The sequence below is a fragment of the Lacibacterium aquatile genome (genome assembly GCF_042683105.1).
Taxonomy (GTDB): Bacteria; Pseudomonadota; Alphaproteobacteria; order Elsterales; family Elsteraceae; genus Lacibacterium; species Lacibacterium aquatile.
In genome coordinates this window covers 544,042-558,609 of record NZ_JBHUIP010000012.1, presented here as the reverse complement: position 1 = coordinate 558,609, position 14,568 = coordinate 544,042, and the positions used below count along the sequence as shown (strand labels likewise).

The 14,568-nt window shown below is 62.0% G+C and carries 13 protein-coding genes; 10 read left to right on the top strand and 3 right to left on the bottom strand.

Features of this window, described 5'->3' with window-relative positions:
- Positions 1 to 29 precede the first annotated feature (29 nt).
- From ACFSM5_RS14225 to ACFSM5_RS14215, 3 genes are read left to right on the top strand one after another with little or no spacing between them, the layout of a single operon-like run.
- A complete protein-coding gene (locus ACFSM5_RS14225; RefSeq protein ID WP_379877096.1) occupies positions 30 to 1,322 on the top strand; it encodes an imelysin family protein in 1,293 nt (430 codons plus the stop codon).
- 3 nt (positions 1,323 to 1,325) lie between these two features.
- A complete protein-coding gene (locus tag ACFSM5_RS14220) occupies positions 1,326 to 2,690 on the top strand; it encodes a di-heme oxidoreductase family protein (protein WP_379877095.1) in 1,365 nt (454 codons plus the stop codon).
- A gap of 21 nt (positions 2,691 to 2,711) precedes the next feature.
- Positions 2,712 to 3,113, top strand: a complete 402-nt coding sequence (locus tag ACFSM5_RS14215) for a hypothetical protein (RefSeq protein ID WP_379877094.1) — start codon at positions 2,712 to 2,714, stop codon at positions 3,111 to 3,113.
- A gap of 33 nt (positions 3,114 to 3,146) precedes the next feature.
- On the opposite strand, the gene ACFSM5_RS14210 is transcribed toward ACFSM5_RS14215, so the two are convergent.
- Together ACFSM5_RS14210 and ACFSM5_RS14205 are read right to left on the bottom strand one after the other, a co-directional pair.
- The gene (locus ACFSM5_RS14210; protein ID WP_379877093.1) at positions 3,147 to 3,956 is read right to left on the bottom strand and encodes an SDR family oxidoreductase; all 810 of its coding nucleotides are present in this window, start codon (positions 3,954 to 3,956) and stop codon (positions 3,147 to 3,149) included.
- A 4-nt stretch (positions 3,957 to 3,960) separates the two neighbouring features.
- Entirely contained in the window at positions 3,961 to 4,767 is an 807-nt protein-coding gene (locus ACFSM5_RS14205) for an enoyl-CoA hydratase/isomerase family protein (RefSeq protein WP_379877092.1), read from the bottom strand.
- Between the two features lie 197 nt (positions 4,768 to 4,964).
- Between ACFSM5_RS14205 and ACFSM5_RS14200 the strand changes: the two genes are divergently transcribed.
- The 7 genes from ACFSM5_RS14200 to ACFSM5_RS14170 all read left to right on the top strand — a co-directional run bounded on the left by ACFSM5_RS14200 (position 4,965) and on the right by ACFSM5_RS14170 (position 14,030).
- Complete coding sequence (locus ACFSM5_RS14200; RefSeq protein WP_379877091.1) at positions 4,965 to 6,677, top strand: long-chain-fatty-acid--CoA ligase; 1,713 nt, start codon at positions 4,965 to 4,967, stop codon at positions 6,675 to 6,677.
- A gap of 101 nt (positions 6,678 to 6,778) precedes the next feature.
- On the top strand, positions 6,779 to 7,192 hold the full coding sequence (locus tag ACFSM5_RS14195) for a MerR family transcriptional regulator (RefSeq protein WP_379877090.1): 414 nt from the start codon (positions 6,779 to 6,781) through the stop codon (positions 7,190 to 7,192).
- Positions 7,193 to 7,466: 274 nt separating this feature from the next.
- On the top strand, positions 7,467 to 8,603 hold the full coding sequence (locus tag ACFSM5_RS14190) for a thiolase family protein (protein WP_379877089.1): 1,137 nt from the start codon (positions 7,467 to 7,469) through the stop codon (positions 8,601 to 8,603).
- A 15-nt stretch (positions 8,604 to 8,618) separates the two neighbouring features.
- Positions 8,619 to 10,919 carry a 3-hydroxyacyl-CoA dehydrogenase/enoyl-CoA hydratase family protein gene (locus tag ACFSM5_RS14185; protein WP_379877088.1) on the top strand — a complete coding sequence of 767 codons (2,301 nt, stop codon included), beginning with the start codon at positions 8,619 to 8,621 and terminating at the stop codon, positions 10,917 to 10,919.
- A gap of 13 nt (positions 10,920 to 10,932) precedes the next feature.
- Positions 10,933 to 12,711, top strand: coding sequence for an acyl-CoA dehydrogenase C-terminal domain-containing protein (locus ACFSM5_RS14180; protein WP_379877087.1), 1,779 nt, complete (start codon positions 10,933 to 10,935; stop codon positions 12,709 to 12,711).
- A 157-nt stretch (positions 12,712 to 12,868) separates the two neighbouring features.
- Positions 12,869 to 13,423: a thioesterase family protein gene (locus tag ACFSM5_RS14175; RefSeq protein WP_379877086.1), complete on the top strand. Its 555-nt coding sequence runs from the start codon at positions 12,869 to 12,871 to the stop codon at positions 13,421 to 13,423.
- Between the two features lie 163 nt (positions 13,424 to 13,586).
- On the top strand, positions 13,587 to 14,030 hold the full coding sequence (locus ACFSM5_RS14170) for a c-type cytochrome (RefSeq protein WP_379877085.1): 444 nt from the start codon (positions 13,587 to 13,589) through the stop codon (positions 14,028 to 14,030).
- 190 nt (positions 14,031 to 14,220) lie between these two features.
- Here the strand turns inward: ACFSM5_RS14170 and trxA are convergent, their stop codons facing one another.
- Positions 14,221 to 14,541 (bottom strand): thioredoxin TrxA, encoded by a 321-nt coding sequence (gene trxA / locus ACFSM5_RS14165; protein ID WP_379877084.1) that lies wholly within the window; start codon positions 14,539 to 14,541, stop codon positions 14,221 to 14,223.
- Positions 14,542 to 14,568: the final 27 nt, after the last annotated feature.

Here is a 14,568-nt window from a genome sequence, read left to right as displayed (position 1 = left end):
CGCCACGCTGGTAATCAGGGAGTCTACCGATGTCGATGAAGACCAAACTCTGGGTTGGGCTGGGCGCCGTGGCGCTGATGGGCGCTGATCTCAATGTCACGCCGACCAACGACCTCTCGCTTGGCCTCGGTAGCCTTGCCTATGCAGCTTCGCCTGCCGGTGAAGGGGGCGAGGGCGGTTCGGAAGGCGGCGGCGCGATGCCGACCAGCTTCAAGCTGAATTCGACCGACGCCAATGCCTTCCAGTACGACGGCAAGCCCCAGGTCGCGGGCTATGCCGAGCTGGTCTATGACAGCTACAAGGCCAGCCATGAGGGTGCGGTGAAGCTGCAGAAGGCGGTCACGGCCTTCCTCGGAAACCCGTCTGCCGCCAATCTGGCCGCCGCGCGCAATGCCTGGGTCAATGCCCGCATCCCCTATCTGCAGACCGAGGCGTTCCGTTTCTATGACGGCCCGATCGATATCGATGCCAAGGGCGAAGAAGGTCCGGAAGGTCACATCAATGCCTGGCCGCTGAACGAAGCCTTCATCGATTATGTGAAGGGCAACGCCAAGGCGGGTCTGGTCAATAACCCGAAGATCAAGATCACGGCTGATGTGATCCTGGAGAACGATCAGGTCGATGACGAAGCCGACGTTACTACAGGCTGGCACGCCATCGAATTCCTGCTCTGGGGCCAGGATTTCTCGGCCACCGGTCCGGGCAACCGCCCGGCCTCCGACTATGCGGCGGGCAAGGGCAACAACGACCGCCGCCGCCTGTACCTGAAGACCGTGACCGATCAGCTGGTTGGCAACCTGGCCGGTCTGGTCGATGCCTGGGCGCCGGGCAAGGACAATTACGCCAAGACCTTCCAGGCGCTCGATCAGCGCGAAGCCCTGGGCCGCGTCTTTGCCGGTCTTGCCAGCCTTGCAGGGCACGAGCTGATGTCGGAACGCCTCCAGGTCGCGCTGGATAGCGGCGATCAGGAAGACGAGCACTCCTGCTTCTCCGACACTACCCGCAACGACTTCATCTATGACATCCGCGGCATGCGGAATGTCTGGTTCGGCGACAGCCAGGGCAAGGATCGCCCCGGTCTTGACGCCCTGCTGGCCTCGCAGGATGCCGCCCTGGCCCTCAAGATCTCGGGCCTGCTGAACAAGGTCGAAGCCCATGCGGACGCTCTGCCGCAGCCCTTCGACAGTGTTTTGGCTAGCGCAAAGGACAGCGCCGAGCGTAAGAACGCCGAAGCGCTGGCGACTTCCCTGAAGGAACTGGCGGATGGTTTTGCCGACGCCGGTGCCAAGCTTGGGGTGCTGGTCGTCATCCCGACGGAGTAAGGAATGCGCCTTCGACCCCTGGCGGCGGCCCTCATTCTCTGGGCCGGCCCTGCGGCTGCGGACGAGATCAGTCCAAAGCTGGGCGGCGACACCAGCCGCGCCATCCTGGGGTCGAAGGCCTTCACCCTCAATGCCGCCAACCAGGGCGCCGCGCGTCAGCGCGATTTCTTTTTCGGCAACCGCCTCTTCAACACCAACTGGGTGATTGCCCCCGCCTCGACCGTGACCTTCGACGGGCTGGGGCCGACCTTCAACCGCGTCTCCTGTTCCGGTTGCCATACCCGCGACGGGCGCGGCCGCAGCCCGACCGAATCGGGCGGCGAAATGCTGTCGATGCTGGTCCGGCTCTCGGTGCCCGGCATCGATGCCCATGGCGGGCCGAAGCCGCATCCGGCCTATGGCGATCAGTTGCAGGACCGGGCCATTCCGGGCGTCCCTGCCGAAGGGCGCGCGCTGATCCGCTGGGTTGAGGTCAAAGGCTCCTATCCCGACGGCACGACCTATGGGCTGCGCAAGCCCGAGTTCAAATTCGCGAATATGGCCTTTGGTCCGCTGGGCGCCGATATCCTGTTCAGTCCGCGTGTCGCGCCGCAGGTGATCGGCCTTGGCCTGTTGGAAGCCATTCCGGAAGCCGAGATCCGCGCCACTGCCGATCCCGACGATAAGGATGGCGACGGCATCAGCGGCCGGGTGAATGAGCCGTGGGATTTCGCGGCGGGAAAACCCGCCCTTGGCCGCTTCGGCTGGAAAGCCAACCAGCCCAATCTCCATCAGCAGAATGCCGCCGCCTTCAACGGCGACATGGGGCTGACCACCAGCCTGTTCCCGGAAACCGGCTGCAATGAGGTCCAGAAGGCCTGCCGAAAGGCGCCGAATGGCGGGACGCCGGAGGTCTCGGACGAGTTCCGGCGCAAGCTGACCCTTTATACCCAGACCCTGGCCGTGCCGGTCCAGCGCAATGCCGAGGATCCGGCGGTCAAACGCGGCGAGCTCCTGTTCGGCCAGAGCGGCTGCGCTGCCTGCCACCGTCCAACCTGGACGGCAGGCGCGCATGAGGCGCCGGAGGTGGCGCACCAGACTTTCCACCCCTTCACCGATCTGCTGCTGCACGATATGGGCGAAGGACTGGCGGATAATCGCCCGGATTTCCTGGCCGATGGACGGGAATGGCGCACCGCGCCGCTCTGGGGCCTAGGCCTGATCAAGGCCGTGAACGGGCACGAGGAACTGCTCCACGACGGCCGCGCCCGTGGGCCCGAAGAGGCAATCCTCTGGCACGGCGGCGAGGCGGAAACGGCGCGGGAGGCTTTCAAGTCTCTGCCGAAGGTGGATCGTGAGGCGCTGGTGGCGTTTCTCAGGTCACTTTAGGATACAAAATAGGAACAGGACATGACCTGGGTTCTGACGGAAATTGCCGATGTTCAGATTCAACAAAGTATCCCGGCGCTGAAATTTGTTCTGCATAGCCAGGGGTTGACCAAATTCTCGCTTGGGCTCTGTCTTTTGGATGGCGACCTGATTTCCTCTATGACGCTGCTCGCAAATAATGGTCGGCAGAAGACGATACTCAAGCGCGCTGATGTTTCATGCCTGTTGATAGAAGGCTCCATTGCAACTTTATCTTTGGAAAAGAGTGATCTGGATCTGCTGCGAGTTTTCAGCCTGAAAACGGTGAGGGACGGCACGCCCGAAGTCGATCATCTCGATCTCGAAGTGTCAGCCGTATTGGACGGTAAAGCGGTCAGGGCCGACCTCATGATCCGTTATCCCCTCGTTTCCAGCTCTGAATAAGCTCCACCTTCGTGTGGCGGGGAGTTGCGTGCCCTACAAAAACAGATCCGTCTGCAACTGCCCTTCGGGAACCAGGGAATAACGGTCGAGGTCGTTTATTCCCGCTTCCCGCAGGGCTTCCTCGTCGATGAAGAAGCGGCCGCTGCCTGGGTTCGGCCGGGTCAGGATCGCGTGGGCGGCATCGGCGACGATCTCGGGTGAGCGGCAATGTTCGGGGCGCACGCCGCCTTCGATCTGGGTCAGGGCGGCGGTGGCGATCAGGGTGCGGGGCCAGAGGCCGTTGACGCTGACCCGGCCCCGGAATTCCTCCGCCAGTCCCATGGTTACGAAGCTCATGCCCATCTTGGCCAGCGTATAGGCGAGGTGCGGGCCGAACCAGCGGGCATCCAGGCTGGGTGGCGGGCAAAGGGTCAGGATCTGCGGATTGCCCGATTGCAGCAGATGCGGCAGGCAGGCTTGCGACGTGATGAAGGTGCCGCGCTGATTGACCTGATGCATCAGGTCGAACTTCTTCATCGGCGTGTCCAGCGTGCCGGTCAGGCTGATCGCGCTGGCGTTATTCACCAGGATGTCGATGCCGCCGAACTGCTCGACGGTCTGGGCGACGACCCAGCGGACCTGCTCCTCGTCCCGGATATCGCCTGCCAGCGCGATTGCCTTGCCACCGGCAGCGATCACCTCGTCGGCCGCATCATGGATGGTGCCGACCAGCTTGGGCTGCGGCTCCACCGTCTTGCCGACGATGGCGATACTGGCACCGTCCCGCGCGGCCCGCAGAGCAATCGCACGGCCAATGCCGCGCGATGCCCCGGTGATCAGCAGTGTCTTGTCCTTCAGGCTCAAATGCTCATTCTCCGGTAAAAACGGGGCGGCGTTTATTCAGGAAGGCGTCGACCCCCTCGCGGAAATCATGGGTCAGGCTGCATTCGGCAAAGGCATCGCCCTCGCGCGTCAGATGCTGGTCGAGGGTGGCGCCGAAGGCGGCATTCAGCAGCGCCTTGGTGCGGGCCAGCGCGGTCGCTGGCCCGGTGGCAAGCCGCCGGGCGAGGCTGTCGGTCGCCTCCCGCAGGCCGTCGGGCGGCACGATGCGGTTGAGCAGGCCTTTGCGCTCGGCCTCCCGCGCATCGAACTTCTCCGACAGGGTTGCGATCTCGAACGCCCGCTTCATGCCGACAACTCGGGGCAAGAACCAGGTGCCGCCGCCATCGGGCGACACGCCCAACTGGCAATAGGCCATGGTGAAGACGGTGTTTTCGGCGGCAATCGCCAGGTCGCAGGCCAGTACCAGCGAGAAACCATAGCCAGCGCAGGCGCCATGGACCGAGGCGATGACCGGCTGCGGCAACTGGCGCAGGCTCAGCGTGATGGCGGCAACCCGGGCAGCAGCGGCGGAGAAATGGGAATAGCGCTCGCCGGGCGGCAGCTTCATGCATTTATTGAAGAGATTGATGTCGCCACCGGCCATGAAGGCATCGCCCGCGCCGCGCAGCACGACGACCTTGACGGCCCGGTTGCGGCCCAGCGGTTCGATGGTGGCCTGTAGAGCCGTGAGCATGCCTTCGTCCAGGGCGTTGAGGACTTCCGGGCGATTGAGGGTGATGGTTGCCACCCCAGCATCGACTTCCAAGATAATGGAGGGAGATATCGCGTTCATGACGGCGCACTCCTGATGATGTTTCCTCAAGATGGGTCGTCTGGCGCGACCTTCACCTATGGTCTACGCTGACACGATTTAACGGTTCCGTAAATCGGTTGACGTAAAAAGGATTACACTGTTCACTTGGCTGAAAGCCGCCACGTCGAAGCGACGGGCACCCCGCCGGCACCGGTGGGAAGGGGGAGGAAACATATATGAGTGCATCCGAAAAAACGGGGCATGAGGCCTCGGGACATGAGGTCTGGCGTAGCTATTATCCGCGCGATGTCGATTTCGACACGCCGGTACCGGTGGCGCCGCTCTATCAACTGCTTGATGAATCCGTCGCGACCTATGGCGCGCGTCCTTGCATCGATTTTCTGGGCAAGAAATACACCTATGCCGAAGTTGGCGCGATCGTCGATCGGGTGGCTGCAGGCTTGCAGCGCCAGGGCGTCGGCAAAGGGACCAAGGTCGGGCTGTTCCTGCCCAACTGCCCCTATTTCATCTTCTTCTACTATGGGGTCCTGAAGGCGGGCGGCACCGTCGTCAATTTCAACCCGCTCTATGTCGAGCGCGAAATCGAAAAGCAGATCGTGGATAGCGAGACCAAGATCATGGTCACGCTGGATCTGCACGCGCTCTACCCCAAGCTTCAGCCGTTCCTGGCGTCGGGGATTTTGAGCCAGGTCATCGTCTGCCCGATGGCGGATATCCTGCCTTTCCCGAAGAATTTCCTGTTCCCGCTGATCCGCCGGGCCGACCGGGCGCATATTCCGGCCGATAGCCATAATCTGTGGTTCCGCGATCTCATCGTGAATGCCAGCAAGCCGACGCCGATCCAGGTGGATCCCGAACGCGATATTGCCGTGCTGCAATATACCGGCGGCACCACCGGCACGCCCAAGGGGGCGATGTTGAGCCACGCCAACCTCTATGCCAATGCCGTGCAGTCCTTACGCTGGTGTCCGATGACGCGGCCGGGGCTGGAGAAGATGCTGGGCCTGCTGCCTTTCTTCCATGTCTTTGCCATGACCGTGGTCATGAATAAGTCGCTGCTGGCCGGGTCGGAAATCATCATGCTGCCGCGCTTCGATCTGGAGCAGGCGATGAAGACGATCCACGAGAAACGCCCGACGCTGCTGCCGGGCGTGCCGACGATCTATGCCGCGCTGGCGAACCACAAGGATCTGCAGAAATACGATCTGCGTTCGATCCGGATCTGCATCTCGGGCGGCGCGCCGTTGCCGGTGGAAGTGAAGAAGCAGTTCGAAGATGTGACGGGTTGCTCCCTGATCGAAGGCTATGGTCTGACCGAAGCCTCGCCGGTCTGTTTTGCCAATCCCTTGAGCGGCACGGAAAAGGCGGGCGCTATCGGCCTGCCGTTGCCGCAGACCTATTTCTCGATCCGCAATCCCGCCAACCCGACCGAGGAAATGCCGGACGGCGAGCGCGGCGAGCTGTGCGTCAAAGGTCCCCAGGTCATGCTGGGTTACTGGCGGCGACCGGAAGAGACGGCGGCGGTCATGGTCGACGGGTATCTGCGGACGGGCGATATCGGCTATCTCGACAGCGATGGCTATGTCTGTCTGGTCGACCGGATCAAGGATCTGATCATCTGCGGCGGCTACAACGTCTATCCGCGTACAGTGGAAGAGGCGATCTATCAGCATCCGGCGGTCGCAGAAGTGACCGTTATCGGCATCCAAGACAAATATCGCGGCGAAACCGTGAAGGCCTTCGTCGTCTGCAAGTCCGGCCAGGATGTTGCGGCCGAAGCGCTGATCAATTTCCTGAAAGACAAGCTCTCGCCCATCGAGATGCCCAAACATATCGAGTTCCGCACCAGCCTGCCCAAGACGATGATCGGCAAGCTCTCCAAGAAGGAATTGGTGGCGGAGGAACGCGAGAAGGCGAAACTCGGGTAATAAACTCGCACTTAACGCCGTAATCTTCAATATTGACGGCGTTAAGTAACTCGCATACTCTGGAAATGTCCCGTGGAATTCGGGGCTAGGGAGGCCGCGCCATGAGCCACGGCGATCCGACGGGTCAAAAGCTCTATGCAATCGGTGATCTTGCGGCTGAATACGGGATTTCGCCGCGCGCCATTCGGTTTTACGAGGACCAGCAGCTGCTGTCGCCGACGCGTCTTGGTGTCACGCGAGTCTATACGACGCGCGATCATGGGCGGCTGCGCTTGATTCTGCGGGGCAAGCGTCTTGGCTTCAGCCTTTCGGATATCAAGGAACTGCTGGATCTCTATGACGTCGACGGCAGTCAGGTGACGCAATTGAAGGCCGCCTTGAAGAAGGGGCGGGCGCGGATTGGGGCGCTTGAAACCCAGCTCGACGATCTGCGTGCCACTCTCGATGAACTGCGGCAGTTGGAACGGGATGTGGTCGCCAGCCTAAAGGCGAAGGGCACAAAAGATCTGAATTAACATCGGCCTCAAGCAGGGCGAAGCCCGGTAGGCCAAACTGAAGAGTCGGCCTCAAGCAGGGCGAAGCCCGGTAGGCCAAACTGAAGAGTCGGCCTCAAGCAGGGCGCAGCCCGGTAGGCCAAACTGAAGAGTCGGCCTCAAGCAGGGCGCAGCCCGGTAGGCCAAACTGAAGAGTCGGCCTCAAGCAGGGCGCAGCCCGGTAGGCCAAACTGAAGAGTCGGCCTCAAGCAGGGCGAAGCCCGGTAGGCCAACGCATATAAGAGGAAGCTGCACCATGAAGTCAGTTGTCATCGCTGGTTATGTTCGCTCCCCCTTTCATTTCGCCAATAAGGGCGCTCTGACCAAGGTGCGACCGGACGATCTGGCGGCGGCGGTGGTGCGTGGCCTCATCGCCAAGACTGGCGTCAATCCAGCGGATATCGAGGATCTGATCCTGGGCTGTGCTTTCCCGGAAGGGGAGCAAGGCTTCAATGTCGCGCGCCTGATCGGCTTCCTGTCCGACCTGCCGCTGTCGGTGGCGGGGGCGACGGTGAACCGCTTCTGCGGCTCCTCCATGCAGGCGATCCATGATGCGGCGGGCGCGATCCAGATGGGCGCGGGCGAGGTCTTCATCTGCGCGGGCGTCGAAAGCATGACCCGGGTGCCGATGATGGGCTTCAACCCGATGCCGAACCCGGCTTTGGCAGCCAAAATGGCAGGCGCCTATATGCCGATGGGCATCACGGCCGAGAATGTTGCGAACGAATACAAGCTGACCCGCCAGGAGCAGGAGGTCTTTGCCGCCGAAAGCCACAGGCGCGCGGCTGCCGCGCGCGCATCGGGCAAATTCAAGGACGAGATCATCCCCATCGACACCAAGGCAGGCAAGGTCGAGGAAGACGGTTGCATCCGCCCGGAGACGACGGCCGAAGGGCTGGCGGGGCTGAAGCCCGTCTTCGATGCGGCAGGTCAGGTGACGGCGGGTACATCCTCGCCCTTGACCGATGGCGCATCGGCGGTGCTGGTCGCGACCGAGGAATATGCGAAGAAGCATAATCTGCCGATCCTGGCGCGGATCAAATCCATCGCCGTCGGCGGCTGCCGTCCGGAAGTGATGGGGATCGGCCCTGTGGTCGCGGCCAAGAAGGCGTTGAAGCGTGCCGGGCTTGAAGCCAAGGACATCGATATCATCGAACTGAACGAGGCTTTCGCGGCCCAGGCCATCGCCTGCATGAAGGATCTTGGGTTCAGTGTGGATAAAGTAAACATCGATGGTGGCGCCATTGCCCTGGGCCATCCGTTGGGGGCAACGGGCGCGCGCATCACCGGCAAGGCGGCGCAGCTTTTGAAGCGCGAAGGCAAGAAATATGCGCTCGCCACCCAATGCATCGGCGGCGGCCAGGGCATCGCCACCATCCTCGAAGCCGTCTAAGCGGAGGGCCTCAGGATGGCGATTTCCAAAGTCTGCGTCATCGGCTCGGGCGTGATGGGTAGCGGCATTGCCGCCCATGTGGCCAATGCCGGGGTTCCCGTTCTGCTGCTCGATATCGTGAAGGATGGCCCCGACCGCTCGGCGATTGCGCGCGGTGCCATCGACCGGATGCTGAAAGCCGATCCGGCGCCCTTCATGTCGTCTGCCGCCGCCAAGCTGGTGACGCCGGGTAACCTTGAGGATGATCTGGCCCAGATCGCCGAGTGCGATTGGATCATCGAAGCGGTGGTCGAAAATCTCGATATCAAAAAGACGCTCTACGAAAAGCTGGAGGGCGTGCGCAAGCCAGGCTCCATCGTCTCCTCCAATACCTCCACCATGCCGCTGGCGATCCTGACGGCGGGACGCAGCGAGGGTTTTCAGCGCGACTTTCTGATAACCCATTTCTTCAATCCGCCGCGTTACCTGCGCCTGCTGGAGCTGGTGGCAGGGCCGAAGACCCGTGCTGATGCGGTGGCGGAGATCGATGCTTTTGCCGATTACAAGCTCGGCAAGGGTGTGGTGCGTTGCAAGGACACACCGGGCTTCATCGCCAATCGGATCGGCACCTATTGGATCCAGGCGGCCGTTAACGAGGCGATGGATCTGGGCTTGAGTGTCGAAGCGGCCGATGCCCTGGCCTCCAAGCCGATGGGGATCCCCAAGACCGGCGTGTTCGGGCTGATCGATCTGGTTGGCCTGGACCTCATGCCGCTGATCGCCAAATCGATGGCGATGACCCTACCCAAGGGGGACGATTTCCTGCGTATCAGCCGCACCCCGCCGCTGTTCCAGAAGATGATCGCGGAAGGCTTCACTGGGCGCAAAGGCAAGGGCGGTTTCTATCGCCTGAACGAGAAGCGGCAGAAGCTGGCCATTGACCTCAAGGCCGGTGACTACCATCCGGCGGGCAAGGTGAAGCTGGAAGCCATTGAGCGGGCGGGGCGCAGCCTCAAGGTCCTGGCAACCGATGCGTCGACCGAGGGCGAATATGTCAAGCGCGTGCTGGTGCAGACGCTGGGTTACGTCGCCTCCCTGGTGCCGGAGATATCCGATGATATCACTGCGGTCGATGAGGCGATGCGCCTTGGCTACAACTGGACCTACGGGCCGTTCGAGCTAATCGACCAATTGGGCGCCGATTGGCTGGCCGAACAGTTGGGCGACAAGGCTCCCGCGATCCTGAAACAAGCGTCCGGCGGCTTCTATAAGGTCGACGGCGGCACGTTGCATGCCCTGGCGCTTGACGGCTCCTACAAGCCGGTGGTCCGCAAGGATGGCGTGCTGCTGCTGGCCGATGTCAAGCGGGCGGGCAAACCGCTGCTGAAGAATGGGTCGGCCGCGCTCTGGGATATCGGGGACGGGGTCGTCTGTTTCGAATTTACGGCCAAGATGAACAGCCTGGATGGCGATGTTCTGAAGCTGCTGGGCGAGACGGTGGCCTTCGTGCAGATGAAGGGTCTGAAGGGCCTCGTCGTCTATAACGAGGGCAGCAATTTCACTGTCGGCGCCAATCTGGGGCTGGCACTCTTTGCCGCCAATATCGCTCTCTGGCCCGCTATCGAGGAATTGGTGGCAGGGGGGCAGGCGGCCTATAAGGCGCTGAAATATGCGCCTTTCCCGGTGGTCGGCGCACCCGCCAATATGGCGCTGGGTGGCGGTTGCGAGATCCTGCTGCATTGCGACCATGTCCAGGCCCATGCCGAAAGCTATATCGGCCTGGTCGAAGTCGGTGTCGGCATCATCCCTGGCTGGGGTGGGTGCAAGGAATTGCTGGCCCGGCAGTTCGCCGAGAAGCGTCGACCCCAGGGGCCGATGCCGCCGATTGCCAAGGTCTTCGAAACCATTTCGACCGCCCAGGTATCCAGGTCGGCAGCCCTGGCGAAGGAGCTTGGCTATCTCAGGGCATCCGACGGTATCACGATGAACCGGGACCGGCTGCTGGCCGATGCCAAGGCCGCGGTTTTAGAGATGGCTAAAAACTACACACCACCCGCGCCGCCGGAATTCCGATTGCCGGGACCGACGGCGAAAGTTGCGATGGATATGGCTGTCGATGGCTTCCGCCAACAGGGTAAGGCGACGCCCCATGACGAAACCGTCTCCAAGAAGCTGTCGACGGTGTTGTCGGGCGGCGATACCGACGTGACGGAAATCCTGAGCGAAGACGATCTGCTGACGTTGGAGCGCACGGCCTTCATGCAGTTGGCGAAGACCCCGCAGACGCTGGCCCGCATGGAACACATGCTGTCGACCGGCAAGCCGCTGCGGAATTAGGGGGAGAGAGAAAATGGTCACCTATAACGCCCCCCTGCGCGACATGAAGTTTGTCCTGGACGAGCTGCTGGGCGCCGAGAGTCTTAGCCGCCTGCCGGGTTTTGCCGAAGCGACGCCGGATCTGTTCGAGGCGGTCTTAAGCGAGGCTGCAAAATTCTGTCAGAACGAGCTGCTGCCGCTGAACCTGAGCGGCGATGCCGAAGGCTGCCAGTTCGAAAACGGCGTCGTGCGCACGCCAAAAGGCTTCAAGGAAGCCTATGCGAAGTTCACCGAAGCAGGCTGGACCGCGCTGTCCGGCGACCCGGCCTATGGCGGTCAGGGGATGCCGCATCTGCTCCAGTTCGTGGTGGAGGAGATGATCTGCGCCACGAACCTCTCCTTCGGCATGTATCCCGGCCTGTCGACCGGCGCCTATAACGCGCTCTATCAGCATGGCACCGACGATCTGAAGGCGACGTATCTGCCCAAGCTGGTCAGCGGCGAATGGGCGGGCACCATGTGCTTGACCGAACCCCATTGCGGCACCGACCTGGGCCTGCTGCGGACCAAGGCGGAACCGAACGACGATGGTTCCTACGCTATTACCGGCACCAAGATCTTCATCTCGGCTGGCGAACATGACCTGACCGACAATATCCTGCATCTGGTGCTGGCTCGCCTGCCCGATGCGCCCGCCGGGGTGCGGGGGATCTCGCTGTTTCTGGTGCCGAAGTTCCTGGTCAAGGACGGCACGGTAGGGCCGCGCAATGGCGCTGTCTGCGCCTCCATCGAACATAAGATGGGGATTAAGGCGTCCTCTACCTGCGTCATGAATTTCGACGGCGCCACGGGTTGGCTGGTGGGCGAGGCGCACAAGGGCCTCAAATGCATGTTCACCATGATGAATGCCGCGCGCCTAGGGGTCGGCATGCAGGGGCTGGGGCTGGCGGAAACGGCCTATCAGACCGCCGTTGCCTATGCCAAGGACCGACGCCAGGGCAAGTCGCTCGATAAGGCCAAGCAGGGGCGGGAAAGCGCCGATCCGATCATCGTGCACCCGGACGTGCGCCGCATGTTGCTGAAGATGCGCTCGGTGAACGAGGCGGCCCGGGCGCTTGCCTATTGGGTCGGCATGCTGCTGGATGTCGCCCAGAAGGACCCGGATGCGGAGAAGCGTCAGGAGGCGGATGACCTCGTCGCGCTGCTGACGCCCATCGTGAAAGGCTATCTCACCGACCATGGGTTCGAGGCGGCGAACCTCGCCGTGCAGATCCATGGCGGCCATGGCTATATCCACGAATATGGCGTCGAACAGCTGGTGCGCGATGCCCGCATCACTCAAATCTATGAAGGCACCAACGGCATCCAGGCGCTGGATCTGGTGGGGCGCAAGATGGGCCAGGACTATGGTCGTCTCCTCCGTCGCTTCTTCCATCCGGCGGTGGCGTTTATCGAGGCGCATCAGAGCGATCCGTTGATGGTCGAGTTCGTCCTGCCCTTTGCCAAGGCATTGGGGAAACTGCAGCAGGCGACGGCGGTCATCGCGCAGAAGGGCCTCGCGAAGCCCGAAGAAGCCGGGGCGGCGGCGACAGATTATGCCCGCATGTTCGGTCTGGTGGTCTTCGGCTTCCTCTGGTGCCGCATGGCGAAGATCGCGCTGGAGAAGCAGGGCGAGGATCCCGCTTTCTATGGCGCCAAACTCTCCACGGCCCGCTTCTTCATGGCGCGGGTTCTGCCCGAACATGGCTCGCTGTTCATCCAGATCATGGCAGGCGGCAAAAGCCTGATGGAGATGGAAGAGGCAGCGTTTTAGGGATGCTTGCCCCCCACAACACTGTCATCCCGGGACTTGATCCCGGGATCTCCTCCGGGGGCTTTTCCATTCTGATCGAGGATTCCTTGGGCAGGCTCCCGGAGGAGATCCCGGTGTCGAGCACCGGGATGACGAGTTTAGTGGGGGATCGTGTCCCATGAACCTCCTCTTCCGCGCGATCTGGGTTCTCTGCACCTCCTGGCGCAGGCGTCACGTGGGGTTCCTGGAGCCCGCCGAGTTGGGGCTGCTGACCTTCCCCAATGACCTCGATATCAATCTGCATGTGAACAACGGCCGCTACCTCAGTCTGCTGGACCTGGGGCGGGTCGATCTCATGCAGCGCAGTGGCCTCTGGCGGCATTTCTTCAGGCGCCGCTGGCTGCCCGTGGTGGCAGGGGTGATGGTGCGTTTTCGCCGTTCGCTGAAGGTCTGTCAGCGCTTCACCCTGACGACCCGCATCCTGGGCTGGGACGAGCGGTTCTTCTATATGGAACAGCAGATCGTCACCCCGAAGGGCGTGGCGATGATCGCCTATGTGCGCGGCTGCTTCGTCGCCCCCGGCGGCCCGCTGCCGACAGCGGTGGTCCTGGCGGAAATCGGCGTGACGGAACTGAGCCCCGAACTGCCCGAAGCCGTGCGCCATTGGGCGGCGGCCGAGGTGGCGATGGCCCGCCAAGACCCCGCTACGGTCATTTCTGCAATTGAGAACTAATATCAATAATCTTCGTGGTTGTTATTGTTCGCGAACCCGTGAAATTAAAAAATTAATGGTATTTACTAAGCACTAGAGGCTTGGAATAGGACATCGTTACAGCCATTGTTACGGGTGAAGGCGCGAAAAACTGCGCTCCCGCGAACAGGAAAGAGGGTTCGAGATGGCTACGATGGGACAGAAGATTGCAGCGGCCTTGATCGCCGTTGGCCTGCTGGCCGGTACCGGCACGGCGCTGGCGCAAGGCGATGTGATCGCCCAGCGTAAGGAACTGATGAAGGCCAATCGCTCCAGCCTGGGCGCGATCAAGAAGATCGTCGACGACGGCTCGGACCCGGCCGCTGCGGCGGCGCATGCCAAGACGCTGTTGGACGATGGTCAGAAGTTCATCACCCTGTTCCCCAAGGGCTCGGAAAGCGGCGACACCGCGTCGAAGCCGGAAGTCTGGAGTGATTGGGCTGGGTTCGAGGCCGCGAACAAGGTCTTTACCGATGCCGCCCAGAAGGTGGCCGATGCCTCTGCCGCCAAGGACCCGGCAGCGCTGAAGGCAGCTTTTGGTGCCGTGGCCGGTTCCTGCGCCAACTGCCACAACAAGTTCCGGAAGTAAAAATACCTCGTCGCCCCGCACTTGATGCGGGGCATATCCGGGGCGGTTCAGCCTGAGAGGGATCCCGCATCAAGTGCGGGATGACGACGAAAAGAGAGCAAACAAAAACGCCGGATCAGATGATCCGGCGTTTTTTCTTACCTTAAAGGGGGCTCAAGTAGGCCAAGGGCCGATAGACCCCTTTAAGCAACTACAATGCCCCGTTCAGCCAGCTGGCCAGCATGCCCTTGGGCATGGCGCCGACCTTCTGGGCGACGACCTGGCCGCCCTTGAACAGCAGCATGGTCGGGATGCCGCGCACGCCGTATTTGGCGGGGGCCGAGGGATTGTCGTCGATGTTCAGCTTGGCGATGGTGACCTTGCCGGCAAGCTCGTCCGACAGTTCTTCAAGTGCCGGGGCGATCATCTTGCAGGGGCCGCACCATTCGGCCCAGAAGTCCACGAGAACGGGGCCTTCTGCCTTCAGGACATCGGCTTCGAAGCTGGTATCGGAAACGGCTTTGGTTGCCATCTTATGGTTCCTTTTGGAGGCGGACCC